Origin of the sequence: Streptomyces sp. NPDC087300 (assembly GCF_044744425.1) — a bacterium.
In the GTDB taxonomy this organism is placed as follows: Bacteria; Actinomycetota; Actinomycetes; order Streptomycetales; family Streptomycetaceae; genus Streptomyces.
The window spans coordinates 358454-383116 of sequence record NZ_JBIUYI010000007.1 but is presented as its reverse complement, the minus strand read 5'-3'; the positions used below and the strand labels follow the sequence as shown (position 1 = coordinate 383116).

Genomic DNA, 24663 nt, shown 5'->3' with positions numbered 1-24663 from the left:
TGTTCCCAAGGGAGGACCGGCCCGTGATGCGTCCGTTACGCGAGCTCCACGGGAGCTCTACGCGTCCTCCGCCAGCTCCAGCCAGCGCATTTCCAACTCGTCGCGCTCACCGATCAGTTCACGGAGCTCGGCGTCCAGTTTGGCCACCTTTTCGAAGTCCGTCGCATTGTCGGCGATTTGCGCGTGGAGCTTGGTCTCCTTCGTGTTGACCTTCTCCAGCTGCCGCTCGATCTTCTGGAGTTCCTTCTTGGCGGCGCGGGCGTCGGCGGCGGAGACGGTCTTCGCCGCGGCCGGCTGCGCCGCGGCCGCGGACCGCGCGGGCGCCGAGGAGACCGCCGACTCGGCCATCCGCTGCCTGCGCTCCAGGTACTCGTCGATGCCGCGCGGCAGCATCCGCATCGTGGCGTCACCCAGAAGCGCGAACACCTTGTCCGTCGTCCGCTCGACGAAGAACCGGTCGTGGGAGATCACGACCATGGACCCGGGCCAGCCGTCGAGCACGTCCTCCAGCTGGGTCAGCGTCTCGATGTCGAGGTCGTTGGTCGGCTCGTCGAGGAAGAGGACGTTCGGCTCGTCCATCAGGAGGCGCAGCAGCTGGAGCCTGCGCCGCTCACCGCCGGAGAGGTCGCCGACCGGCGTCCACTGCTTCTCCTTGTTGAACCCGAAGGTCTCGCAGAGCTGCCCCGCGGTCATCTCCCGGCCCTTGCCGAGGTCGACGCGCTCGCGCACCTGCTGCACGGCCTCCAGGACCCGCAGCGTCGGCTTCAGCTCGGCGACCTCCTGCGACAGGTAGGCCAGCTTCACGGTCTTGCCGACGACGACCTTGCCCGCGGCGGGCTGCACGTCGCCCTCGCTGCGCGCCGCGTCGGCCATGGCGCGCAGCAGCGAGGTCTTGCCCGCGCCGTTCACCCCGACCAGGCCGATCCGGTCGCCCGGACCGAGGTGCCAGGTCAGGTGCTTGAGCAGCAGCTTCGGACCCGCCTGGACGGACACGTCCTCCAGGTCGAAGACGGTCCTGCCGAGCCGGGTCGTGGCGAACTTCATCAGCTCGCTGGTGTCACGCGGCGGCGGCACGTCCGCGATCAGTTCGTTGGCGGCCTCGATGCGGAACTTGGGCTTGCTGGTGCGCGCGGGGGCGCCCCTGCGCAGCCAGGCGAGCTCCTTGCGCATCAGGTTCTGCCGCTTGGTCTCCTCGGTGGCGGCGATGCGCTCACGCTCCGCGCGCGCGAAGACGTAGTCCGAGTACCCGCCCTCGTACTCGAAGACGGAACCGCGCTGGACGTCCCACATGCGCGTGCACACCTGGTCCAGGAACCAGCGGTCGTGCGTGACGCAGACGAGCGCCGAGCGCCGCGCCCGCAGGTGTCCGGCCAGCCACGCGATGCCCTCGACGTCGAGGTGGTTGGTCGGCTCGTCGAGCACGATCAGGTCCGGCTCGGCGATGAGCAGCTTGGCCAGCGCGATGCGGCGGCGCTCGCCGCCGGACAGCGGCCCGATCACGGTGTCGAGCCCTTGCGGGAAGCCCGGCATGTCGAGCCCGCCGAACAGCCCGGTGAGCACGTCCCTGATCTTGGCGCTGCCCGCCCACTCGTGGTCGGCGAGGTCACCGATGACCTCGTGCCTGACGGTGGCCTCGGGGTCGAGCGAGTCGTGCTGGGTGAGCACGCCGAGCCGCAGCCCGCCGTTGTGCGTGACCCGGCCGGTGTCCGCCTCCTCCAGCTTGGCGAGCATCCGGATCAGGGTGGTCTTGCCGTCGCCGTTGCGCCCGACGACGCCGATCCTGTCCCCTTCGGACACGCCGAGCGAGACGCCGTCGAGCAGGGCACGGGTGCCGTACACCTTGCTGACTGCCTCGACATTGACCAGATTGACGGCCATTTCTCTCCTGACAGGGGGGATGGATCGATCCTCAAGCGTAGTCGCCCGCGCCCGTCGCCCCGACGGCGCGGGAAGCCGGGGGGGTCCAGGCCCTCAGGCGCGCGCTCCCTGCCCCCTTCCCGCGCGCTCCACCAGGAGCCATCCCGCGAGCGCCATGCCCACCGCGGCCGGCGCCGTCACGTGGACGGCGATCAGGAGGGCGGTGCGGCCTTCGAGGAGGCCGCCGAAGCCGACCATGGAGAGGCCGAGCACCCCGAAGAGGCAGAGCGTGACGCCCAGTGCGGCCGCCGGTCCCGAGAACCCGGAGGGCGCCCCGGCCCCGCCGCTGCCCGCGCCCGGCCGCTCGAAGCGGCGGAAGGCGGCCACCAGCAGCGCGGTGACCACCGCGGCCGCCGCCATCCGCGCCGGTACCTGCGCCCACCACGCCGCGGTCGCCGGTGCGGGCAGCGGGACGTCGAGGGCGAGCAGCGTCCCGTACACCCCGAGCATCGCCGTGAGGTGCCACAGGAACGCGGTCATGGAGACGCCGTTGGCCACCACCACGCCCCGCCACACCTTCGGCCGGGCCAGCCACCTCGTCGCGGGCGCCCTCAGCAGCTGCACCGCGCCGACCAGCCACAGGCCGTGGCAGAGCAGGGCGAAGGTGGGCGGCGCCATGTTGGAGACGCGCTCGCCGGGCATGCCGACCATGGAGAGCGGATACGGGCCGAGGGCCACAAGGAGCGCGGCGCCCGCGAGACCCGCGCCCGCGAGGACGTACGGGGTGCGGGCGTTCAGCCGTCCGTCCGCGCGCAGGAAGCCCAGCTGGTGCACCGCGAGCCAGACGAAGGCGAAGTTCAGGAACTCGACGTAGGGCACGCCGAACGCGAAGCGCGCCAGGTCCACGGCGCCCGCCGCGCCCACCAGGGCGACGAACGCGCCCCAGCCCCACCGCTCGTGCAGCCGCAGCAGCGGCGGGGTGCAGGCGACCATGGCGAGGTAGATGCCGATGAACCAGAGCGGCTGGGCGACGAGCCGCAGCGCGATGTCGAGCAACCCGCCGCCCTGTCCGCCGAGTTGGAGTACGAGGGCCGCCGCGCCCCACACTCCGATGAAGACCATGGTGGGCCGCAGCAGCCGCTGGAGGCGGGCCCGCAGGAAGGCCGAGTAGACGGACCTCCCCGCCGCCGCGCGGCTCAGCGAGCGGTACGACAGGGCGTGCGAGAACCCGCCGACGAAGAAGAAGACGGGCATGATCTGGAGCGCCCAGGTGAGGAGTTGCAGCCCCGGCACGACGGCGAGCAGGTTGCCGACCTCGGCGCGCCCGTCGTCGCCGACGGTCACGGCGGCCATCAGCCAGTGTCCGGTCACGACGGTGCCGAGCGAGGCGACCCGCAGCAGATCGATGTACCGGTCACGCCCGGTGGGCGTCTTCTCGGCCAGTTCGCGCGCGCTTGTTCCCATGGACGTACGGTCGCGCGGGCGGCACCCCGGGCGTCAGGGTGCCCGTACTCAGATCGGCGGGTGAGTACCTAGCGCACCAGGGCGCCCGGAGCGGGCGAGTCCGCGACACGGGCGGCCCGGCAGGTGCCCGAGGCCAGCAGCGCCGCGGCCACGGCGTCCGCGGCCTCGGCGTCCCTCACCAGGAACGCGGTGGTCGGGCCCGACCCGGAGACGAGCCCGGCGAGCGCACCGGCGGACGTGCCCACCGCGAGCGTCCGCGCGAGCGAGGGAAAGAGCGAGAGGGCGGCGGGCTGAAGGTCGTTCGAGACCGCGGCCGCGAGCGCCTCGGCGTCCCCCGTGCGCAGCGCGTCGAGGAGCGCGGGCGAGGCCTCGGGGACGGGCGCGACGGGCGTGAGCCGGTCGAACTCGCGGTACACGGCGGGCGTGGAGAGCCCGCCGTCGGCGACGGCGAACACCCAGTGGAAGGTGCCTCCCACCTCCAGCGGCTCCAGCTTCTCGCCCCGTCCGGTCCCAAGAGCCGCGCCGCCCACCAGACTGAACGGTACGTCGCTGCCCAACTCGGCGCAGATGTCGAGGAGTTCACCCCGGTCGGCCCCGGTCCCCCACAGCGCGTCGCACGCCACGAGCGCACCGGCGCCGTCCGCGCTGCCGCCCGCCATGCCGCCCGCGACGGGGATGTCCTTGGCGATGTGGATGTGCACGTCGGGCGCGATGCCGTACCGGGCGCCGAGGAGCTCCACGGCCCTGGCGGCCAGGTTCGTACGGTCCAGGGGCACCTGATCGGCACCGGCGCCCTCGCACGTCACCCGCAGCCGGTCGGCGGGGGCGACGGTCACCTCGTCGTAGAGGCCGACGGCGAGGAAGACGTTGGCGAGGTCGTGGAACCCGTCGGCGCGCGCGGCGCCGACGGCGAGCTGCACGTTGACCTTCGCGGGAACCCGCACGCTCACGCTCACGCGCCGGCTCCCTTGTGCTCGGCGATACGCGCGAACTCCTCCACGGTCAGCGCCTCGCCGCGGGCCTGCGGCGAGACCCCGGCGGCGACGAGGGCGGCCTCGGCCGCGGCGGCGGAGCCCGCCCAGCCGGCGAGGGCGGCCCGCAGGGTCTTCCTGCGCTGCGCGAAGGCGGCGTCGACGACGGCGAAGACCTCCCGCTTCGTCGCGCTGGTCTTGACCGGCTCGGCGCGCCGCACCAGGGACACGAGCCCCGAGTCGACGTTGGGGGCGGGCCAGAACACGTTGCGCCCGATCGATCCGGCGCGCTTGACGTCGGCGTACCAGGCGGCCTTCACCGAAGGCACCCCGTAGACCCGCGACCCCGGCCCCGCGGCGAGCCGGTCGGCGACCTCGGCCTGCACCATGACGAGCGTGCGCTCGATGGTCGGGAAGGTGTCGAGCATGTGCAGCAGCACGGGCACGGCCACGTTGTACGGCAGGTTCGCGACCAGCGCGGTGGGCGCGGGCCCCGGCAGCTCGCGCACGAGCATGGCGTCGCTGTGCACGAGCGCGAAGGAACCGGCCTTCTCCGGGAGGCGGGCCTGGATCGTGGCGGGCAGTGCGCCGGCGAGCACGTCGTCGATCTCGACCGCGGTGACGCGGTCGGCGGTCTCCAGCAGGGCCAGCGTCAGCGACCCGAGTCCGGGCCCGACCTCGACGACGACGTCGTCCGGGCGGACGTCCGCGGTGCGGACGATGCGGCGGACGGTGTTGGCGTCGATGACGAAGTTCTGGCCGCGCTGCTTGGTCGGACGTACGCCGAGTGCAGCGGCCAGCTCGCGGATGTCGGCGGGGCCGAGAAGGTCGCCGTGCTCTGTGCTCACCGCACCAGGTTAAGCGGACCACCCCCCGAGCCCACACCGCGCTCGCCCCCGCCCCGGCCCCGCGCCCTCGTCCCCGCCCCTCAGCGACGGGCTGCGCCCACCCGCACCGTGGCCCGCGCCCCTCGGCACCGTGGGCCGTGCCCACCCGTGCCGCCCAGCGGCACGATTGCCCACAGCGGGGCGGGCCCTCGGCCCCGCCGCCCCCTACAACCGCCGCCCACAATGCGGCCAAGGACTGGCTCCCCGCTGCACGTACAGCTTCTTCGCGCGGAAGGTCTGTTCCTCCGCGGGGGCCTCCTGCGGGAGGCCCGAGCCGCCGAGGCCCTGCCAGGTGCGGGCGTCGAACTGGTACAGGCCGCCGTACGTCCCCGAGCCGTCCACCGCCGACGGCCGCCCGCCCGACTCACAGTGCGCGAGCGCGCCCCAGTCGAGGCTGTCCGCACCCGCCACCGACGACGGCATCTGCTTCGTGCCGACCTTCACGATCTGCTTCCGGGGCTCGCGCACGACCTCCGACCCGATCCGCTTCGGCTTCTGCTTGACGCCGTTGACCGACCGGATCGCGTACGTGACCCGCCGCGCCCCCTGCCGCCCGGCCTGCGCCACGACCTCCGTGCCCTTGAAGAGCGAGGGGTCGTCGGTCTTCTCCACGTCGAAGGGGATCGGCTCCTCGCGGACCTCCTTCCTGCCGGTGATCCGCATGACGGTCACCGTCTGCCCGTCGCGCGGAAAGCTCATCTGCGGCACGGACGTCGAGTCCTGCCCGCGCAGCGTCACCCCGGACTCCTCGACGGCCTCCCGCACGGTCGCCGCGTTCGTGCGGATGGTCCGCTCGCGCCCGTCCGCCATGATCGTGACGGTGCGCTCCGTGCGGACGGCGAGGTCGAGCCCGCCCCGGTCGATACGGCGGCTGCGCGACGCCGACAGGTGCGCGCCCTCCGCCCGCACACCGAGCTGCCGCAGCGCCCCGTCGACCGTGCGCGCGGTGGTCCACACCTGGCGCCGCTCCCCGTCGAGGGTGAGGTCCACGGGCCTGCCGTAGCGGACCGCGATCTCGTCGCCGCTGGCGAGGGCGGTGCCGGAGGCGGGCGCCACGATGTCGTGCGCGCCGACGTCCACGCCCTCGTCGGCGAGGAGCTCGCCGACGTCGTCCGCGAAGGTGTGCAGGGTGCGCGGCTTGCCGTCGACGCTGAGCTGGATGGCCTTGTCGTTGGCGACGAACGCGGAGGTGCCACCGGCGAGGAAGGCGACGACGAGGGCCTGCGGCAGCAGCCGCCGCAGGGAGTCGGGCCGGTCCGACGTCTTCTTGCGCCGGGCGGCCCGCCGGGCCTGCGCCCGCCCGCCACCGGGGTCGGACGCCTGCCGGGGCAGCAGCGCGTCGACGTCCGCGCCCCCGCCGCCCCCGGCCTCGGCCTCGGCCGCGGCCTCGTAGGCGGGCCGATACGTGTCCTGCCACACGTCGTCGTACGCGGTGTCGTACGGGGCTTCGTACGAGGTGTCCACGCCGTAGGGCGCGGCGGCCACGTCGTACGGCTCATACGTCTCGTACTGCGAGTTGCTCACGATGACGCTCCAGGGGTCCGGACCGGGCGGACAGAACCTAGCGGAGCGCACGTCACTCTCCAAAGCGGCACCGCTACGCTGTGTCGCGGTGTTGCCCTGGGGTACCCCCCAGCTGGGGGATCGTGCCGTTATCGGTCAGTAATCAAACGCGCGTGCCGTGTTCGCCGAGATCGCGGTGGCCATGACGTCCTCGTCGATGCCGCGGACCGCGGCCATGGCGCGCAGCGTGACCGGAATGAGATACGGCGCGTTGGGCCGTCCGCGGTACGGGACCGGCGTGAGGAAGGGCGCGTCGGTCTCCACGAGCACGAGTTCGAGGGGGGCGACGGCGAGGGCGTCCCGCAGTCCCTGCGCGTTCTTGAACGTGACGTTGCCCGCGAAGGACATGAAGTAGCCGTGCTCCGCGCAGACTTGGGCCATCGCGGCGTCGCCGGAGTAGCAGTGGAAGACGGTGCGCTCGGGGGCGCCCTCCTCCTTCAGGACGCGCAGCACGTCGTCGTGCGCGTCGCGATCGTGGATGACGAGGGCCTTGCCGTGCCGCTTGGCGATCTCGATGTGGGCGCGGAAGGACCGCTCCTGGGCGGCCATGCCCTCGGCTCCGGTGCGGAAGTGGTCGAGACCGGTCTCACCGACCGCGCGCACGTGCGGCAGGGCGGCGAGCCGGTCGATCTCGGCGAGCGCCTCGTCCAGCGCGCCGTCGCCGCCCGCGACGCGGGCCCCCTGCCGGGACCATCCGTCGGGGTCGCCGTGGACGATGCGGGGGGCCTCGTTGGGATGGAGGGCGACGGCGGCGTGCACGCTGTCGTGCTCCGCCGCCGTGTCCGCCGCCCACCGGGAGCCGCGTACGTCGCAGCCCACCTGGACGACCGTGGTGACGCCCACCGACGCGGCCTTGGCCAGCGCCTCGGGCACCGTCCCCGACTGCATGTCGAGGTGGGTGTGGGAGTCGGCGACCGGGACCCGCAGCGGTTCGGGCAGGGGCGGCGCGGCGTTCTTGTCGGCGTCGTTCGAAGGCATGCCCCCGATCCTACGAAGCCGCGCCCGCCCTCCGGGATCCCGGGCTCACGCCCCCTTGCGGTGCTGGAACGGGTGCAGCAGGTCCGACAGGTGCCAGTGGTGGTCCTTGCGGGCCCGCTCCCGCTCCATGCTGGCGCGCGCCTTGGCCTCGCACTCCTCGGCCCCCTCCGCGCCGGGGTCGCCGGGCTTGTGGTGGCGCCGCATCAGGCTCAGTACCGACGAGACCTGCCCCGCCCGCATGATCCGCACGACATGTCCGCCACAGTTGAGGCACGTGGGCCGGGTCAGCGGCGACGGCACGCGCTGGCCGTCCGCCAGATACATCACGAATTCCTGGCCCTTGGCGTCGACGTGATGCTCGATTTCGTACGACTGCTCCCAGCCGTGTCCGCATCGCATACAGGCGAAGGCGTACGACTCGTGAACAACATTGATCGCCGTGGTGTGGTGGCCGGTGTCTGCGATCTCACTCATGCCAGCTGCTCCTCTTGCCCGAGGGACAAGCACTACCGAGGTCCGGACAGCGCCCGGAACCGGAAGCGTGGGGACGGGTGCGTCCCTTCAACCAGTGGACGCCTTTCCCGGAGCGAGCGCATCAGACCTGTCGAGCATTGGAGCCGTTTTGGCCTTTCCATAGGAAAGAGGCCTGGTGCGCGGCCCGCGCTTTGCCTTTTACGATAGTCCTTTGCTCTTCGATGGGCCGTCGCGATCCGCATTCTTTGCCGCTACGACGGCATCGAAGACCTCGCGCTTGGGAAGGCCCGCTTCCGCGGCGACCGCGGCGATGGCCTCCTTGCGCCGCTCGCCCGCCTCCTCGCGCACCCGCACCCTGCGCACCAGCTCCTCGGGCCCGATGTCGCCCGCGCCCTTCTCGGGGGCGCCCTCCACGACGACGGTGATCTCGCCGCGCACGCCGTCGGCGGCCCACTCCGCCAGTTCCTTGAGGGAACCGCGTTTGACCTCCTCGTACGTCTTGGTCAGCTCGCGGCAGACGGCGGCCCTGCGCTCCTCGCCGAACGCCTCGGCCATCGCGCCGAGGGTGTCGTCGATGCGGTGCGGGGCCTCGAAGTAGACGAGGGTCCTGCGGTCGTCGGCGACCTCCTTCAGGCGGGAGAGCCGCTCGCCGGCCTTGCGCGGCAGGAAGCCCTCGAAGCAGAAGCGGTCGACGGGGAGCCCGGACAGGGCGAGCGCGGTGAGCACCGCGGAGGGTCCCGGCACGGCGGTGACGCGCACGTCGCGCTCGACGGCGGCGGCGACGAGCCGGTAGCCGGGGTCGGAGACGGACGGCATGCCCGCGTCCGTCACGAGCAGCACCCGCGCGCCGCCCAGCAGGGCCTCGACCAGTTCGGGCGTGCGCGCCGACTCGTTGCCCTCGAAGTAGGAGACGACACGGCCGCCGACCTGCACCCCGAGCGCCTGGGTGAGCCGGCGCAGCCTGCGGGTGTCCTCGGCGGCGACGACATCGGCCGAGGCCAGCTCGGTGGCGAGCCGGGGCGGCGCGTCGGCGACATCACCGATGGGAGTGCCTGCCAGCACGAGGGTTCCGGGGGAATCAGCGCTTCCTGTCACGGTTCCATCCTCGCAGGGACCAGGGACGGGACTCGCACAGTCTGGTTCCCTACGATGGCGCGGTGACCAGTACCGCGTCTTCCCCGGACACCCGCCAGGGCCAGGCAGCCGATGAGCAGCAGCCTTCGTGGCCCCGGCGGCTGCGCCGATTCGGCCATGTGGCGCGGCCCAGAGAGGACGTCACGGCACGCCTCGTCCCCCCGTACACGGAGCCGGGCCCCCGGCTGTGGCTGATGCTCGGCATGCCGAGGACGGCCGCCGACCAGGTGGTGCGCTGGTCGGGCTGGGCGGGTCCGCTGCTGATCACGCTGGTCGCCGGGGTGATGCGGTTCTGGAACCTCGGCAATCCCAAGGCCGTGATATTCGACGAGACGTACTACGCGAAGGACGCCTGGTCGCTGATCCACCGCGGCTTCGAGACGAGCTGGCCCGACAAGATCAACGACGATGTGCTGCGGCAGGGCGGGGACATCGCGATCCCGCACGACGCGGCGTACGTGGTGCATCCGCCGGTCGGCAAGTACGTGATCGGTGTCGGCGAATGGCTGTTCGGCTTCGACCCGTTCGGCTGGCGGTTCATGACGGCGGTGCTCGGCACCCTGTCGGTCCTGATGCTGTGCAGGATCGGCCGCCGCCTGTTCCGCTCGACGTTCCTGGGATGTCTGGCGGGCGCCCTGCTCGCGGTGGACGGCCTGCACTTCGTGATGAGCCGCACGGCGCTGCTCGACCAGGTCCTGATGTTCTTCGTGCTCGCCGCCTTCGGCTGCTTCCTGATCGACAGGGACAAGGCGCGCGCGAGACTGGCGGCCGCGCTGCCGGCCGACGAGGACGGGCGGGTGCGCCCCGACGCGTACGTCGCCGAGACGGCGCGCCTGGGGTGGCGGCCCTGGCGCTGGGCGGCCGGACTCTGTCTGGGACTCGCCTTCGGCACCAAGTGGAACGGCCTGTACGTGATGGTCTTCCTCTGTCTGATGACCGTGCTCTGGGACGTCGGCGCGCGCCGGGTCGCCGGGGCGGCGCGGCCCTACCGCGCGGTCCTCAAGCGCGACGTGCTCCCCGCGTTCGTCTCGACGGTGCCGGTGGCGATCGCCGTCTACGTGGTCTCCTGGCTCGGCTGGATCCTGTCGCCGGCCGACGGCACGGGCGGCTACTACCGCAACTGGGCGGCGACCGACGGGCAGGGCGGCCGCTGGGCCTGGCTGCCCGACTGGGTGCGCAGCCTGTGGCACTACGAGCACGCGGTCTACGAGTTCCACGTGGGCCTGTCGTCGCCGCACACCTACCAGTCCAACCCGTGGAGCTGGCTCGTCGACGGCCGCCCCGTCTCGTACTTCTACGAGTCGCCGCTGCCCGGCAAGGACGGCTGCCCGGTCGGCACCACCGAGAAGTGCGCCCGCGAGGTCCTCGCGCTCGGCACCCCGCTGCTGTGGTGGGCGGCCGCCTTCGCGCTGCTCTACGTCCTGTGGCGCTGGGTGTTCCGCCGCGACTGGCGGGCCGGGGCGATCCTGTGCGGGATCGCGGCCGGATATCTGCCCTGGTTCTTCTACCAGGAACGGACCATCTTCTACTTCTACGCGGTCGTCTTCGTGCCGTTCCTCTGCCTCGCCCTCGCGATGATGATCGGCGCGATTCTCGGACCGCCGGGATCGAGCGAACGGCGCCGGATCGCGGGCGCCGCGGGCTCCGGCGTCCTGGTGCTGCTCATCTTCTGGAATTTCATCTATTTCTGGCCGATCTACACCGGCACCGCCATCCCCATCGATTCCTGGCGCTCCCGTATGTGGCTGGATACGTGGGTGTAATGGACACCTTCGGATAACGGTCGTCACATACCCCACCCCAGTCCCCTTAGGGTTCAGGACGAACAACCCTCCCGAATACGTTCGGGAGGGCTCCTGGGGAGGGGAGCGCATCGTGCGCAAAGGAGTAAAGGCCGCACTGGTCGGCGGGGTCTTCACCGTCATGGTGGGGGGTGCGGGCTATGGCGCCTACAACCTGGTGAACGGGCTCAGCGGAGGCGGCGGTTCGGCGGGCGCGGGGCCCGCGGCCGTACGGAAGGGACCGCCGTCGGACGGCGAGATCCGCGAGGTGTCGCAGAAGTTCCTGGCGGCCTGGGCCAAGGGGGACGCGGACTCGGCGGCGGGGTACACGAACAATTCCGCCGACGCCAGGCGGCTCCTGACCGGCTACCGCGAGGACGCGCACCTGACGAAGGTGAAGCTCACGCCGAAGGAGGCGAGCGGCGCGCGCGTGCCGTTCTCCGTGTCGGCCACGGTGTCGTACAAGGGCAGGAGCAAGCCCTTCACGTACGGCTCGCAGCTCACCGTCGTGCGCGGGAAGACCACCGGGCGGGCGCTCGTCGACTGGTCCGAGGCGGTCGTCCACCCGTCCCTGAAGCGGGGCGACACCCTGGTGACGGGCGAGGCCACCGCGCCGCCCATCGAGGCGGTGGACCGCGCGGGCGTCGTCCTGTCCAAGAAGGAGTACCCCTCGCTCGGCCCGATCCTGGAGAAGCTGCGGGAGAAGTACGGCGAGAAGGCGGGCGGCAGCCCCGGCATCGAGCTGTACGCCAGGCCCGCGGACGCCGACGAGACCGGCGCGGGGGCGCACACCCTGCTCAGCCTCACCAAGGGCAGACCCGGCAAGCTGCCCACCACGCTCAGCGCGGGCGTGCAGAAGGCGGCGGAGCGCGCGGTCCTGCGGTTCGGTGAGTCGTCCGTGGTGGCGGTGAAGCCGAGCACCGGCGAGATCCTCGGGGTGGCGAACAACCGGAAGGACGGGTTCAACGCCGCGTTCCAGGGCACGGTGGCCCCCGGCTCGACGATGAAGATCCTCTCCTCGGCGATGCTCATCGACAAGGGTGTCACCAAGGCGGGCGGCGCCGCGCCCTGCCCCGCCAGCGCGACCTGGCAGAGCCAGACCTTCCACAACCTCAAGGGCATGGCCCCGGACGAGAACGCGACGCTCGCCGACAGCTTCGCCCGCTCCTGCAACACGGCCTTCGTGAAGCTCATCGACGAGGAAGGGCTCACCGACTCCTCGCTCTCCGAGGAGGCACGGGACAACTTCGGCCTCGGCAGGGGCGACTGGAAGGTCGGCATCCCCTCGTTCGACGGCTCGGTGCCCGTCTCCGGCGGCTCCGACCGCGCGTCGGGCGCGATCGGCCAGGGCAAGGTCCAGATGAACCCGCTGAACATGGCGTCGGTCACGGCCACCGCCATGACGGGCGCCTTCCGCCAGCCGGTGATCGTCCCCAAGTCCCTGGACGACCGCGAACTCGCCACCGCCCGCGGCCTGTCCCCCGCCACCACTCAGCAGCTGCGCCAGATGATGCGGCGCACGGCGGTCAGCGGCACCGGGGCGCGCGCCATGGCCGGGCTCCCCGGCGACATCGGCGCGAAGACGGGATCCGCCGAGGTCGACGGCAGGGAGACGTCCGACAGCTGGTTCACCGGCTATCGCGGCGATGTCGCGGCGGCCGCGATGGCCCAGGAGGGCGGGCACGGCGGCGACGCGGCGGGGCCGATCGTGGCGGCGGTGCTGCGCGCAGGGTAATAGGTCGGCCGGAGCCTCGCCCGGCCAGGTGAAGAAGTGGTCAAGGGCTTCTCCGAGCGCCTCTATGGTGGCCTTCCGGTGAGGAGCCGGGGGTTCTGGGGAACTGCGGAGGGTTTGTGGGCAAGCGAAGGCGCGCCGTCGAGCGCAGAAGCGTCGGCATCAAGAACGTGAAGGTGCACCCGGGTGTGCTGGGCGGGGCCGCGGCCGTCGTCGTGTGCGCCGTCGGTGCCACCGCGTTCGCCCTGTCCGGCGGCTCGGAATCCGGTGCGGGCGGCGCCACCGTCGACGACAAGCCGGTGGCGTCGGGCCCGCCGACCGCGGCCGAGGTGCGCGCCACCTCGCAGGCCTTCCTCACCGCCTGGGCCAAGGGCGACGCGGCTCAGGCCGCCGCGCTCACCGACGACCGGACGGCGGCGCGCAAGGCGCTCACCTCGTACGCCAAGGACGGCCACCTCACCGAGGTGAAGCTGACGCCGGGCAAGCGGGCGGGCACCGACGTGCCGTTCAAGGCCGCCGCAACGGTCTCGTACGAGGGAAAGCGCAAGCCCCTGGCCTACGAGTCCGAGCTCACCGTCGTCCGCAGGAAGAGCGACGGCAAGACGCTGGTCGGCTGGCGTCCCGCCGTGCTGCACCCGGAGCTGAAGGACGGCGACCGGCTCGTCACCGGGGAGGCGGGCGATCCGCCGATCAAGGCCGTGGACCGCGACGGGGCCGAGCTGACGACGGCCAAGTACCCCTCGATGGCGACGGTCCTGGACGGTCTGCGCGAGAAGTACGGCAAGAAGGCGGGCGGCAAGGCGGGCATCGAACTGCGCGTGGTGCGCGCGGACAGCGAGGAGGCGGACGGCGGGAAGAAGGGCGCGGCCGCGAAGAAGGACGACGCGAAGTCCACGCCCGACAAGACCCTCCTGACGCTCGCCCCCGGCACCCCCGGCACGCTGAAGACCACGATCAGCGGCTCGCTCCAGGCGGCCGCCGAGCGCGAGACGGCCAAGCGGCAGCGGGCCTCCGTCGCCGTCGTGAAGCCCAGCACCGGTGAGATCCTGGCCGCCGCCAACTCCCGCCCCAGCGGCTTCAACACGGCGTTCCAGGGCTCGATCGCGCCCGGCTCCACGATGAAGGTCATCAGCGCCTCGATGCTCCTGGAGAAGAAGCTGGCCGGGGTCGACAAGAAGCACCCGTGCCCCAAGTACGAGACGTACGGCGGCTGGAAGTTCCAGAACGACGACAAGTTCGAGATCAAGGGCGGCACGTTCCGGGCGAGCTTCGCGCGCTCCTGCAACACGGCCTTCATCAGCCAGGCGAAGAAGCTTCAGGACGATTCGCTGACCAAGCAGGCGCAGGAGGTCTTCGGGCTCGGCCGCGACAACTGGTCGATCGGCGTGCCGACCTTCGACGGCGCGGTGCCGGTGCAGAGCGACGCGCAGATGGCGGCCTCGCTCATCGGGCAGGGCGGCGTGCGGATGAACCCGCTGAACATGGCGTCGGTCTCGGCGACGGTGAAGTCGGGCACGTTCAAGCAGCCCTACCTGGTCTCGCCCGACCTCGACCACCGCACCCTGGCGACCGCCTCGCGCAAGATGTCGGGCTCGACGGCCTCGGCGGTGCGCGACCTGATGCACTACACCGCGACGTCGGGCACCGCCGTGAAGCCGATGTCCGGGCTCGGCTCCGACATGGGCGCGAAGACCGGCTCCGCCGAGGTCGACGGCCAGAAGAAGCCCAACGGCTGGTTCACCGCCTACCGCGGAGACCTGGCCGCGGCTGCGGTCGTGCAGGAGGGCGGGCACGGGGGCGACTCGGCGGGTCCCGTGGTCCGGGCGATGCTGCTCGCCGGGGGCTGACGGAGCCCTGCGGGCGGCTGGACGGCTGGGCGGTGTGCTGTCCGCGGGTGCGTCGCGGCTGCTCGCGCGGTTCCCCGCGCCCCTTCGGGGCGCTGCCGTGTCCGCTCTGCGGATAGCCGGTCGCGTGCCCCGTACACAGACCGCTAGCGTGCCGGGCATGAGCGCTACTGAATCCTCCGTCCATCCCCGTTTCGCCGAGGCCCTGCGGGAGCTGGGGCTCGGCGAGGTCGTCGCCGAGGTGCGTCGGTTCCCGGAGCAGACCCGCACCGCCCAGGAGGCAGCGGCGGCGGTCGGCTGCGAGCTCAGCCAGATCTGCAAGTCGCTGATCTTCGCCGCCGACGGCGTGCCGGTCCTGGTCCTGATGGACGGCGCCTCGCGGGTCGACCTGGAGCTCGTGCGCGGGGAACTGGGCGCCGAGAAGGTCACCCGGGCCAAGGCCGACATCGTCAGGGAGGCCACCGGCTACGCGATCGGCGGCGTGCCGCCCTTCGGCCACGCCACCAGGACCCGCGTCCTCGCCGACCGCTCGCTCCTCGGCCACGACGTGGTCTGGGCCGCGGCGGGCACCCCCTACACCGTCTTCCCCATGGACCCCAAGACCCTGATCGCCCACGCGGGCGGCACTCTGGTGGACGTCCGCGAGACCGCCAAGTGACCCCCCTGGTAGCGGCGGCCGTCCTCCTCGCCGCCGTCACCCACGCGTGCTGGAACGCGATCGCCCACCACATCACCGACAAGCTGGTCGGCTTCACGCTCATATCCGGCGGCGGCACGCTGATCGGCCTGCTGCTCGCGCCCTTCGTGCCGATCCCGGCGGCGGGCGCCTGGCCCTACCTGATCTTCTCCGCGGCCCTGCACGTCGGCTACTACGCGCTGCTCATGCGGTCGTTCAAGCTCGGCGACTTCGGCCAGGCCTATCCGATCGCGCGCGGCACGGCGCCGCTGGTGGTCACCGTCCTCGCCGCCGTGTTCGCCGGCGAGATCCCCGACGCCTGGCAGGCGGCGGGCGTCGCGGTCTCCTGCGCGGGCCTGACCGGCCTCGCCCTGTGGGGCATCCGCGGCACGGGCCGCCGCCCCCACTGGGCGGCCATCGGCGCCGCGCTCGCCACCGGCGTCTCCATCGCCGCGTACACGGTGGTCGACGGCCTCGGCGTCCGCGCCGCAGGCTCGTCGATGGGGTACATCGCCTGGCTGATGATCCTCGAAGGAGTCGCCGTCCCGCTGTACGCCGCCTACCGCTGGCGCGGCGAACTGGTCCCGAGACTGCGCCCGTTCGCCGCCGTCGGCCTGCTCGGCGCGGCACTCTCCGTCGCCGCGTACGGCCTGGTCCTGTGGGCCCAGACCCGGGCGGACCTCGCACCGATCTCCGCGCTGCGGGAGTCCTCGATCATCGTCGGGGCCGCGATCGGAGCGGTCTTCTTCAAGGAACGGTTCGGTGCGCCGCGGCTGGTCGCGGCGGGCCTGATGGTGGCGGGGATCGGGCTGATGCTGCACGCGGGATGATGGTCCGGAGTACGCCTGAACCACGAGGAGTTGAGCGTCATACCCGGTCGCCCGAGCACGCGCTGACGTCGTAGGCCGTCATCGGCCCGTCATCGCGTGCCGCCCTTGAGACGCGGCACAGCGAGCCCTCCCCTGCCCGAAATCCCCCGCGCCCGTGGCGCGTCGGGGTCGGGCGGGGTCTCGTACCCGGCCGCCCAAGGGACCACCACACCGTGCCGACCTCCTCCTCTCCCTCCCCTCCCCCTTCTCTGTGGCGCGACCGCGGCTTCCGCGCGCTCTGGGCCGGGCAGACCGCCTCCCAACTCGGCGAGCACACAGGGCTGATGGTGCTTCCGCTGATCGCCGTGCTCGCCCTCGGCGCCGACGCGGGCCAGCTCGGGGCCCTGCGTGCCGTGGGCCAGGCGCCGGTCCTGCTGCTCTCGCTGCTCGTCGGCGCGTGGGTGGACCGGTGGCGGACCCGTACGGTCATGGTCCTCGCGGACGCGGGCCGGGCGCTCGCCCTCGGCGGTGCGGCGCTGGCCTGGCTGCTCGGCGGCCCGGGGCTGCCCGCGCTGTGCGCGGCCGCCTTCGCCGTCGGGGCGCTCTCGGTCTTCTTCGACGTGGCCTACCAGGCGTCCCTGGTCAGGCTCGTGCCGCGCGAACTGCTGGTGCCGGGCAACAGCGCGCTGGAAGGCAGCAGGTCCGCCGCGCAGATCGGCGGCCCGGCGCTCGGCGGGGTGCTCGTGTCGCTCTCCGCTGCGGTCGGCGTCGCGTCGAGTGCGGCCTGCTTCGTCCTGTCCTTCCTGTCGATCCGGCGGATGCCGCGCGGCGAGCCCGTCCCCGAGCACGCGCCGCGCGAGGGCGGCGTCCGGCGGCGGATCTCCGAGGGCGTGCGGTTCGTCGCGCGCGATCCCTCGCTGCGCGCGGTCGGGCTCGCATCGGCGGCCTTCCAGTTCTTCCTCGCCGCCACGATGACCTGCTACCTGCTGTTCCTGCCGCGTGAACTGCGGCTTTCGGGCGCCGCGGTCGGCCTCGCGCTCGCGGCGACGGGCCCCGGCGCGCTGCTCGGTGCGCTGCTCGCCGCCCGCCTCCCGCGCCGGTTCGGACACGGCCCGGTGCTCGTGGCGTCGGCGGCGATCGGCGACGGCGCGCTGCTGTGCGTGCCCGCGCTGCACGGCCCCGCCGGGGTGACGCTCCCCGCCCTCCTGGCGGTCAACTTCGTCTTCGGTACGTTCGGTCAGCTGGTGAACGTCACGGTCATGGCCGTCCGGCAGGCCGTCACACCGGACGGACTCCAGGGCAGGGCGGCCGCGACGATCACCTTCGTCGGCATGGGCCTGACCCCGCTCGGCTCGCTGCTCGGCGGGCTGCTCGCGCAGGAGTGGGGGCCGCGCACCGGACTCCTGGCGGCCGCGGCGGGGATGCTGCTCTCGCCGGTCGTGCTGGCTCTGTCGCCGCTGGCCCGCCTCGGCCGGACCCTGCCGACGCCTGCCAGAGAGCCGGACCCTGCCGACACCCGCTAGAGGACCGGACTGTGCCGACGCCCGCTAGAGAACCGAGCGGACCGCCCGCACCAGCGCCTGCGCCCGTGGATCCGCGGTGACGCCCTTCGCCATCCCGTTGGTCACATAGCCGAAGGCCACCCCCGACTCCGGGTCGGCGAAGCCGAGTGCGCCGCCGCGGCCCGGGTGGCCGAAGGAGCCGGGGGCGAGCAGCGGGGAGGCGCCGCCGTGCAGCATGTAGCCGAGGCCGAAGCGGGTGTTCACGACCAGGACGCGGTCGGGGCCCGCGGACGTCTCGGTGCGGGCGGCGATGAGCGTCTCCGGGGTGAACAGCCTTGTTCCGCTGTCCACTTCGCCGCTCAGCGCCGCGTAGAAGCGGGCCAGGGCGTCCGCCGTGGCGATGCCGTTCGCGGCGGGCAGGGCGGCCGCACGGTACGCCGGGTCGTTCTCGTCGGGGGTCGGGTCGATCGCCGCGAAAGCACGGCGGGTCAGCGATGCCGGGTCGGCGTACGCGTCCGCCACGTTCCGCTTGGGGCGCACCCGCAGGCCGCCCGCCGCCTCGGGCGGTTCGATCCGGCCCACCCGGCCGGCCCGCGCCGCCTCCGCTTCCGGGAGCCCGACCCAGAGGTCGAGCCCGAGCGGCCGTGCGATCTCGGCGGCGATCCACTCACCGACGGGCCTGCCCGTCACGCGCCGCACCAGCTCGCCGGTGAGCCAGCTGTAGGTGTGCGCGTGGTAGCCGTGGCCGGTGCCCGGCTCCCAGAAGGGGGCCTGGGCGGCGACGACGGCCGCGGCGAGGTCCGGGTCGAGTGCCTCGGCGGGTGTCAGCGGCCGGTCGAGCGCGGGCACCCCGGCGCGGTGCGCGAGGACGTGCCTGACCAGGACGTGTTCCTTGCCGCGCGCCTTGAACTCCGGCCAGTACGCGCCGACAGGGGCGTCCAGGTCGAGCTCGCCGCGCTGGTGCAGCAGGAGCAGGGTGGCCGCCGCCACGCCCTTGGTCGCCGAGCGGATGAGCTGCGCGGTGCCGTGCTCCCAGGGGGCGCCGCCCTCGACGTCCTTCGTGCCGCCCCACAGGTCCACGACCCGGTGCCCCGCGCGGTAGACGGCGACCGCCGCGCCGCGCTCGCCGCGCTCGGCGAAGTTGCGTACGAACGCGTCCCTGACGGGCTCGAACCCGTCGGCGACCGTCCCGTGCACCCCACCCATGACATCGTCCATGCCAAGGCCAACAGCCACTCCCTGCCGACGATTCCCTAGTTCCCCGCCTTCACCGACTTCGGATCGAATCCGAAGGGCAGTTCAAGCCGGTGCGCGCCCATCAGGTCCTCGTCGGCGAGCAGCTCTCCCGTCGCGCCGTCCGCCGCGATCACGCCCTCGCTGAGGATCAGGGCGCGGGGGCAGAGTTCCAGCGCGTACGGCAGGTCGTGCGTGACCATCAGTACGGTGACGTCCAACGACCGCAGGATGTCGGCGAGTTCACGGCGCGATGCCGGGTCCAGGTTGGACGACGGCTCGTCCAGGACGAGGATCTCCGGCTCCATGGCCAGCACGGTCGCGACCGCGACCCTGCGCCGCTGCCCGAACGACAGGTGGTGCGGCGGCCGGTCCGCGAACTCCGCCATGCCGACCTGGCCGAGCGCCTTGCGCACCTGGGCCTCCAGCTCGGGTCCGCGCATCCCCGCGGCGGCGGGCCCGAACGCGACGTCCTCACGGACCGTCGGCATGAACAGCTGGTCGTCCGGGTCCTGGAAGACGATGCCGACGCGGCGCCTGATCTCCGCCATGTGCTTCTTGCCGACGGGCAGCCCGGCGACGGTGACCGTGCCCGCACCGCCGGTCAGGATGCCGTTGAGGTGCAGGACGAGCGTCGTCTTGCCCGCGCCGTTCGGGCCGAGCAGGGCGACGCGCTCACCGCGGCCGACGGTGAAGTCGACGCCGAACAGGGCCTGGTGGCCGTCGGGGTAGGCGAAGGCGAGGCCCGCGACGTCGAGGGACGCGGTGGCGGCGGCGGTGGTCACAGGGTCCATCCCAACAGGCATACGACGAGGGCGGTCAGGGGCAGGGCCAGCGCGTACGTCCACTGGGCGCGGGAGGCGGTGATGTCGTCGATGACCGGCATCGACCCGGCGTACCCCCGGCTGACCATGGCCAGGTGCACCCGCTCCCCCCTCTCGTACGAGCGGATGAAGAGCGCGCCCGCGGACTTGGCGAGCACGCCCCACTGGCGCACGCCCCGCGCCTCGAAGCCGCGCGACTCCCTGGCGATCTTCATGCGGCGCATCTCGTCGGTGATCACGTCGCCGTACCGGATCATGAACGAGGCGATCTGGACGAGCAGCGGCGGCAGTTTGAGGCGCTGGAGGCCGAGCAGGAGTTCGCGCAGCTCCGTGGTGGAGGCGAGCAGCACGGAGGCGGCGACGCCGAGCGTGCCCTTGGCGAGCACGTTCCAGGCGCCCCAGAGGCCGTTGACGCTCAGGGAGAGGCCGAGCACGTCGACGCGTTCGCCCTGCGCGACGAACGGCATGAGCACCGCGAACGCCACGAACGGGATCTCGATGAGCAGCCGCTTGAGCAGGAACCCGGCCGGGACGCGGGCGGCACCCGCGACCGCGCCGAGCAGCACCGCGTAGAGCGCGAAGGCCCACATCGCCTCGCGCGGCGTGGAGACCACCACGACGACGAAGCAGAGGACGGCGGCGAGCTTGGTGTGCGGCGGCAGCGCGTGCACCGGGGAGTGCCCGTGCCGGTAGAGGCGGTGGGCGTGGCCCGCTCCCACGTCAGGCGCTCTCGGATTCCGGTACGGCGGCGGGGGACGCGTCGGCCGTACGGCGGCGGCGCAGCGCCCAGAAGACGGCGCTGCCCGCGACGACCGTGACGCCGACGCCGATGACGCCCGCGAGGCCGCCGGAGAGCCGGGCGTCGGTGATGTCCTTGACGCCGTAGTCGGCGAGCGGGGAGTCCGCGGAGGCGTGCTCCTCGGCCTTCTTGTCGATGCCCTTGTCGTGGGCGACCTTCTCCAGGCCGTCGGGGTTGGCCGAGGCGTAGAAGCTGACGAACCCGGCGAGGACGAGGGAGGTGACGATGCCCGCGATCCACACCTTGCGGGTGGAGCGCGCGGCGGCCGGGGCGGGCTCGGCGGCGGGGGCGTCGACCAGTTCGCCACCGACGCGCAGCTTCAGCGGGGCGGTCAGGCCGCGGGCCCCGTACACGAGGTCCGGCCGTACGGCGACGACGGCGCCGACGGTCAGCGCGGTGATCGCGGCCTCGCCGATGCCGATGAGGACGTGGACGCCGACCATCGCGGTGGCGACCCTGCCCAGGGAGACGTCGGTGGTGCCGCCGAGGGCGTAGATGAAGGTGAAGGCGACCGCGGCGGCGGGCACGGAGAGCAGGGCGGCGGCGAAGGAGGCGACGGTGATCGAGCGGCGCTTCTTGGGGAGCACCTTCACCAGGCCCCGGAAGACCAGGTAGGCCACGACGGTCGTGACGATCGCCATGTCGGAGATGTTCACGCCGAGCGCGGTCAGGCCGCCGTCCGCGAAGAGGACGCCCTGCATGAGCAGGACGACGGAGACGCAGAGGACGCCGGTGTAGGGGCCGACGAGGATCGCGGCGAGCGCGCCGCCGAGTAGGTGTCCGCTGGTCCCGGCCGCGACGGGGAAGTTCAGCATCTGCACGGCGAAGATGAAGGCCGCGACGAGACCGGCGAGCGGGGCGGTCTTCTCGTCGAGTTCGCGGCGGGCGCCCTTGAGGCTGACGGCCACGGCTCCGGCGGCGACGACCCCGGCGGCCGCCGAGACGGGGGCGTTGATGAATCCGTCGGGGACATGCATGGGTGCGCTCCTGGGCAGGCGCCCTGGGCAGGGCTGATCGCGCGCGAACCGTTCAGAGGGCGGTACGCGCGGTGGGACCGTCCCATGATGTGGCTTGTTGCAAATGGCTTGCAAGAGCGCTTCGGTTCCGATAAGGCAAAGCCCGGCACCGTCAAAATCCCCTACATATGGGACATTGGTGAGTGAAGTGCCCGCACGGATGAGGAGTTCCGCGATGTCCGCAGTCGAGCAGTACGCACGGGCCCATCTCGTCACGGACTCCTCCGAGGGCCACCGCGCCGTTCCCGTGGTGCTCCGCTACGACCCGGAGGCCGACCCGCACGCGGTGCGGGTCGGCCTCCCTGGTTCACACGACCGGGTGTTCGCCCGGCAGCTCCTCGAACAGGGGCTGCTCGCGCCGACCGCGGTCGGCGGTGTGCACGTATGGCCGTGCGGGCGGGTCCAGACGGTCGTGGAGTTCCACGAGCGGGACGGGGTGACGGTGGTCCAGTTCGACGCGTCGGCCCTGATCCGCTTCTTGCGCCGCACCCACGCGACGGCCTCGGCGGTTTCACGGTGACACGCCCGGCGCAGGCCGGCGCTCCCGCCGGGGGCGCCCACGTAGTTCTCCCGGTGCGGGCCGCCCCTGGCTGGCCGCGCAGTTCCCCGCGCCCCTAAAGCGGCGCCCCCGTCAGGGGCGCGGGGAACTGCGCGAGCAACCAGCGCGGGCCCGCACCCGAAGAACTACCGGGTGCGGACCCTTAGGGGCGCGGGGAACTGCGCGGCCGGCCACGACGTGCCCGCGGCGACACACCGGGGCCGGAGCGTCAGGCGCGGACCAGCTCCCGATCGGCGTCGGGCCCCTGGCCAGCCCCCGCCTTCTCTTCCTCCGTCCGCAACCCCTCACCCTCCACGTCCACGTTCGGCAACGCACGGTCCAGCCACCGCGGCAGCCACCACGCCTTCTTGCCCAGCAGCGCGAGCACCGCCGGCACCAGCGCCATGCGGACCACGAACGCGTCGAAGAACACCGCGATCGCGAGGCCGAAGCCGATCATCTTGACCATCTGCTCGGAGGAGCCGATGAAGCCCGCGAAGACCGCGATCATGATGACCGCCGCCGCGGAGACCACCCGGGCGCCGTGGCGGAAGCCGGTGACGACCGCCTGGCCGGGGCGTTCGCCGTGGACGTACGCCTCGCGCATGCGGGTCACGAGGAAGACCTCGTAGTCCATCGCGAGGCCGAAGACCACGCCCACCATGAAGATCGGCATCATCGACATGATCGGACCGGTCTGCTCCACGCCGAAGAGCGAGCCGAGCCAGCCCCACTGGAAGACCGCGACGACCGCGCCGAGGGCCGCGAGGACCGAGAGCAGGAAGCCGAGCGCCGCCTTGAGCGGGACCAGGATCGAGCGGAAGACGACGATCAGGAGCAGGAAGGCGAGGCCGACGACCAGGGCCAGATAGGGCAGCAGGGCGTCGTTCAGCTTCTGCGAGACGTCGATGTTCATGGCCGTGGTGCCGGTGACCATGATGTCGGCGCCGGTGCCGGACTTGATCTGCGCGCCGGTGTCCCGGATCGAGTGGACCAGGTCCTCGGTCTCGATGCCGCTGGGCTTGGAGGACGGCACGACGCTGATGATCGCGGTGTCGCCCGCCTTGGTGAGCATCGGCGGGGCGACGGTCAGGACGTCGTCGAGCTTGGAGATCGTCTTCTGGACCTCGCCGGCCGCGGCCATCGGGTCGTCGGCGCCGTCGAGGTCGGCGACGACCATCAGCGGACCGTTGAAGCCGGGCCCGAAGCCGTCGGAGACCAGGTCGTACGCCTTGCGCTGGGTGGTGGAGGTGGGCTGCGCGCCGTCGTCGGGCAGGCCGAGTTCCAGCTGCGCGACGGGGATCGCCGCGGCGCCGAGGCCCACGATGCCGACCAGCAGGACGGCGATCGGGCGGCGCACCACGAAGCGGGCCCAGCGGGTGCCCATGTTGGGCTTCGCCTCGGCGTCGCCCTCGGTGGCGGCCGCGGCGGCCTTCTTCTTGCCGCCGCCGAACAGCCTGCTCTTCGCACCCGTCGGCATGACCCGCTTGCCCGCGTACCCGAGCAGCGCCGGGATGAGGGTGAGCGCGATGAGGACGGCGATGACGACCGTGCCGGCCGCCGCGAAGCCCATCTTCGTCAGCATCGGGATGTTGACCACGGCGAGGCCGACCAGCGCGATGACCACGGTGAGTCCGGCGAAGACGACCGCGGAACCCGCGGTCCCCACCGCACGGCCCGCCGCCTCCTCGCGGTCGCGCCCGTCGGCGAGTTCACCCCGGTAGCGCGAGACGATGAAGAGCGCGTAGTCGATGCCGACCGCGAGGCCGATCATCATCGCCAGCGTCGACGTGGTGGTGCCCAGGTCGAGCGCGTCGGCGAGCGCGGTGATGGACGAGACGCCGATGCCCACGCCGATCAGCGCGGTGAGCAGCGGAAGCCCCGCCGCGATCAGCGAGCCGAAGGTGATGACGAGCACGACGGCCGCGACCGCGATGCCGATGATCTCGGTGGACCCGGTCTCCGGCATGGCCTGGAGCGCGTCACCGCCGACCTCGACCGTGAGCCCGGAGTCGCGTGCCTTGTCGGTGGTCTTCTCCAGGGCGTCGCGGTCGTCGTCGGTCAGCTCCATCGAGGTGACCTTGTACGAGACCGACGCGTACGCCGTGGAGCCGTCCTTGCTGACCGTCTTGGCCTTGAACGGGTCGTCCGCGCGGGCCACCTGGTCCGAACCGGACTTGAGCGCGCCGACGGTCTTGACGATCTCGGCCTTGTTGGCCGGGTCCGTCACCTTCTCGCCGTCCGGCGCCTTGAAGACGACCCGGGCGCTCGCGCCGTCGGCGCTGGCCTCGGGAGCGCGCTTCTCAAGGAGGTCGAAGGCCTTCTGCGCCTCGGTGCCCGGGATCGAGAACGAGCTGGAGGCGGCGGTGGGCGCCGACGCCGCGCCGACCCCCGCGAGAGTCAGGAGCGCCACCCATATGAGGGCGACGAAGTGGCGTCGCCGGAAGGCGAGTTTGCCGAGTTTGTAGAGGAAAGTGGCCACGGAGGCGTACTCCCGGTCAGGTCGTGGTGTCCGGATTGGGCAGGAGGGAGCGGCCCGACGGCGTAGGGGGCACCTCCCACGCCCTTCAGGCAGTGGGGG

Annotated in this window: 20 protein-coding genes; 7 read left to right on the top strand and 13 right to left on the bottom strand. The window is 72.5% G+C overall.

All coding sequences use genetic code 11. From position 1 onward, the window contains the following. Window positions 1-57 precede the first annotated feature (57 nt). The 8 genes from ACIO9J_RS30030 to rsmI all read right to left on the bottom strand — a co-directional run bounded on the left by ACIO9J_RS30030 (window position 58) and on the right by rsmI (window position 9289). Entirely contained in the window at window positions 58-1878 is a 1821-nt protein-coding gene (locus ACIO9J_RS30030) for an ABC-F family ATP-binding cassette domain-containing protein (protein WP_402006368.1), read from the bottom strand. A gap of 93 nt (window positions 1879-1971) precedes the next feature. Then, window positions 1972-3321, bottom strand: a complete 1350-nt coding sequence (locus tag ACIO9J_RS30025) for an acyltransferase (protein WP_402006365.1) — start codon at window positions 3319-3321, stop codon at window positions 1972-1974. A gap of 68 nt (window positions 3322-3389) precedes the next feature. Then, entirely contained in the window at window positions 3390-4277 is an 888-nt protein-coding gene (locus ACIO9J_RS30020; protein ID WP_402006362.1) for a 4-(cytidine 5'-diphospho)-2-C-methyl-D-erythritol kinase, read from the bottom strand. Next, complete coding sequence (gene rsmA, locus ACIO9J_RS30015) at window positions 4274-5140, bottom strand: 16S rRNA (adenine(1518)-N(6)/adenine(1519)-N(6))-dimethyltransferase RsmA (protein ID WP_402006359.1); 867 nt, start codon at window positions 5138-5140, stop codon at window positions 4274-4276. Before rsmA ends, ACIO9J_RS30020 begins: the two co-directional genes overlap by 4 nt. A 204-nt stretch (window positions 5141-5344) precedes the next feature. Beyond that, window positions 5345-6703: a ubiquitin-like domain-containing protein gene (locus tag ACIO9J_RS30010; RefSeq protein ID WP_402006356.1), complete on the bottom strand. Its 1359-nt coding sequence runs from the start codon at window positions 6701-6703 to the stop codon at window positions 5345-5347. 135 nt (window positions 6704-6838) lie between these two features. Next, a complete protein-coding gene (locus tag ACIO9J_RS30005; RefSeq protein WP_402006353.1) occupies window positions 6839-7720 on the bottom strand; it encodes a TatD family hydrolase in 882 nt (293 codons plus the stop codon). A gap of 45 nt (window positions 7721-7765) precedes the next feature. Further along, window positions 7766-8194 (bottom strand): hypothetical protein, encoded by a 429-nt coding sequence (locus ACIO9J_RS30000; RefSeq protein WP_402006350.1) that lies wholly within the window; start codon window positions 8192-8194, stop codon window positions 7766-7768. Between the two features lie 198 nt (window positions 8195-8392). Then, window positions 8393-9289 carry a 16S rRNA (cytidine(1402)-2'-O)-methyltransferase gene (gene rsmI / locus ACIO9J_RS29995; protein WP_402006347.1) on the bottom strand — a complete coding sequence of 299 codons (897 nt, stop codon included), beginning with the start codon at window positions 9287-9289 and terminating at the stop codon, window positions 8393-8395. A 62-nt stretch (window positions 9290-9351) separates the two neighbouring features. Between rsmI and ACIO9J_RS29990 the strand changes: the two genes are divergently transcribed. The 6 genes from ACIO9J_RS29990 to ACIO9J_RS29965 all read left to right on the top strand — a co-directional run bounded on the left by ACIO9J_RS29990 (window position 9352) and on the right by ACIO9J_RS29965 (window position 17693). Beyond that, on the top strand, window positions 9352-11091 hold the full coding sequence (locus ACIO9J_RS29990) for a dolichyl-phosphate-mannose--protein mannosyltransferase (RefSeq protein WP_402006344.1): 1740 nt from the start codon (window positions 9352-9354) through the stop codon (window positions 11089-11091). Window positions 11092-11203: 112 nt separating this feature from the next. Then, window positions 11204-12844: a penicillin-binding transpeptidase domain-containing protein gene (locus ACIO9J_RS29985; protein ID WP_402006341.1), complete on the top strand. Its 1641-nt coding sequence runs from the start codon at window positions 11204-11206 to the stop codon at window positions 12842-12844. Window positions 12845-12960: 116 nt separating this feature from the next. After that, the gene (locus ACIO9J_RS29980) at window positions 12961-14688 is read left to right on the top strand and encodes a penicillin-binding transpeptidase domain-containing protein (RefSeq protein WP_402006338.1); all 1728 of its coding nucleotides are present in this window, start codon (window positions 12961-12963) and stop codon (window positions 14686-14688) included. 157 nt (window positions 14689-14845) lie between these two features. Next, the gene (locus ACIO9J_RS29975) at window positions 14846-15343 is read left to right on the top strand and encodes a YbaK/EbsC family protein (RefSeq protein WP_402006336.1); all 498 of its coding nucleotides are present in this window, start codon (window positions 14846-14848) and stop codon (window positions 15341-15343) included. After that, a complete protein-coding gene (locus tag ACIO9J_RS29970; protein WP_402006333.1) occupies window positions 15340-16191 on the top strand; it encodes a DMT family transporter in 852 nt (283 codons plus the stop codon). The genes ACIO9J_RS29975 and ACIO9J_RS29970 overlap by 4 nt, the downstream gene beginning before the upstream one ends. A gap of 212 nt (window positions 16192-16403) precedes the next feature. Further along, window positions 16404-17693: an MFS transporter gene (locus tag ACIO9J_RS29965; RefSeq protein ID WP_402006330.1), complete on the top strand. Its 1290-nt coding sequence runs from the start codon at window positions 16404-16406 to the stop codon at window positions 17691-17693. 24 nt (window positions 17694-17717) lie between these two features. Here the strand turns inward: ACIO9J_RS29965 and ACIO9J_RS29960 are convergent, their stop codons facing one another. Genes ACIO9J_RS29960 through ACIO9J_RS29945 form a run of 4 tightly spaced genes read right to left on the bottom strand, consistent with a single transcriptional unit; the run spans window position 17718 to window position 21505 of the window. Then, on the bottom strand, window positions 17718-18878 hold the full coding sequence (locus ACIO9J_RS29960; RefSeq protein ID WP_402006327.1) for a serine hydrolase domain-containing protein: 1161 nt from the start codon (window positions 18876-18878) through the stop codon (window positions 17718-17720). 47 nt (window positions 18879-18925) lie between these two features. Beyond that, window positions 18926-19699, bottom strand: a complete 774-nt coding sequence (locus ACIO9J_RS29955; protein ID WP_402006324.1) for an energy-coupling factor ABC transporter ATP-binding protein — start codon at window positions 19697-19699, stop codon at window positions 18926-18928. After that, window positions 19687-20448 (bottom strand): cobalt ECF transporter T component CbiQ, encoded by a 762-nt coding sequence (gene cbiQ / locus ACIO9J_RS29950; RefSeq protein ID WP_402006320.1) that lies wholly within the window; start codon window positions 20446-20448, stop codon window positions 19687-19689. Before cbiQ ends, ACIO9J_RS29955 begins: the two co-directional genes overlap by 13 nt. A gap of 1 nt (window position 20449) precedes the next feature. Then, on the bottom strand, window positions 20450-21505 hold the full coding sequence (locus ACIO9J_RS29945; protein ID WP_402006318.1) for an energy-coupling factor ABC transporter permease: 1056 nt from the start codon (window positions 21503-21505) through the stop codon (window positions 20450-20452). A gap of 214 nt (window positions 21506-21719) precedes the next feature. Between ACIO9J_RS29945 and ACIO9J_RS29940 the strand changes: the two genes are divergently transcribed. Then, window positions 21720-22064, top strand: coding sequence for an SsgA family sporulation/cell division regulator (locus ACIO9J_RS29940; RefSeq protein WP_402006315.1), 345 nt, complete (start codon window positions 21720-21722; stop codon window positions 22062-22064). 247 nt (window positions 22065-22311) lie between these two features. Here the strand turns inward: ACIO9J_RS29940 and ACIO9J_RS29935 are convergent, their stop codons facing one another. After that, window positions 22312-24564, bottom strand: a complete 2253-nt coding sequence (locus ACIO9J_RS29935; RefSeq protein ID WP_402006312.1) for an MMPL family transporter — start codon at window positions 24562-24564, stop codon at window positions 22312-22314. Between the last annotated feature and the right edge of the window lie 99 nt (window positions 24565-24663).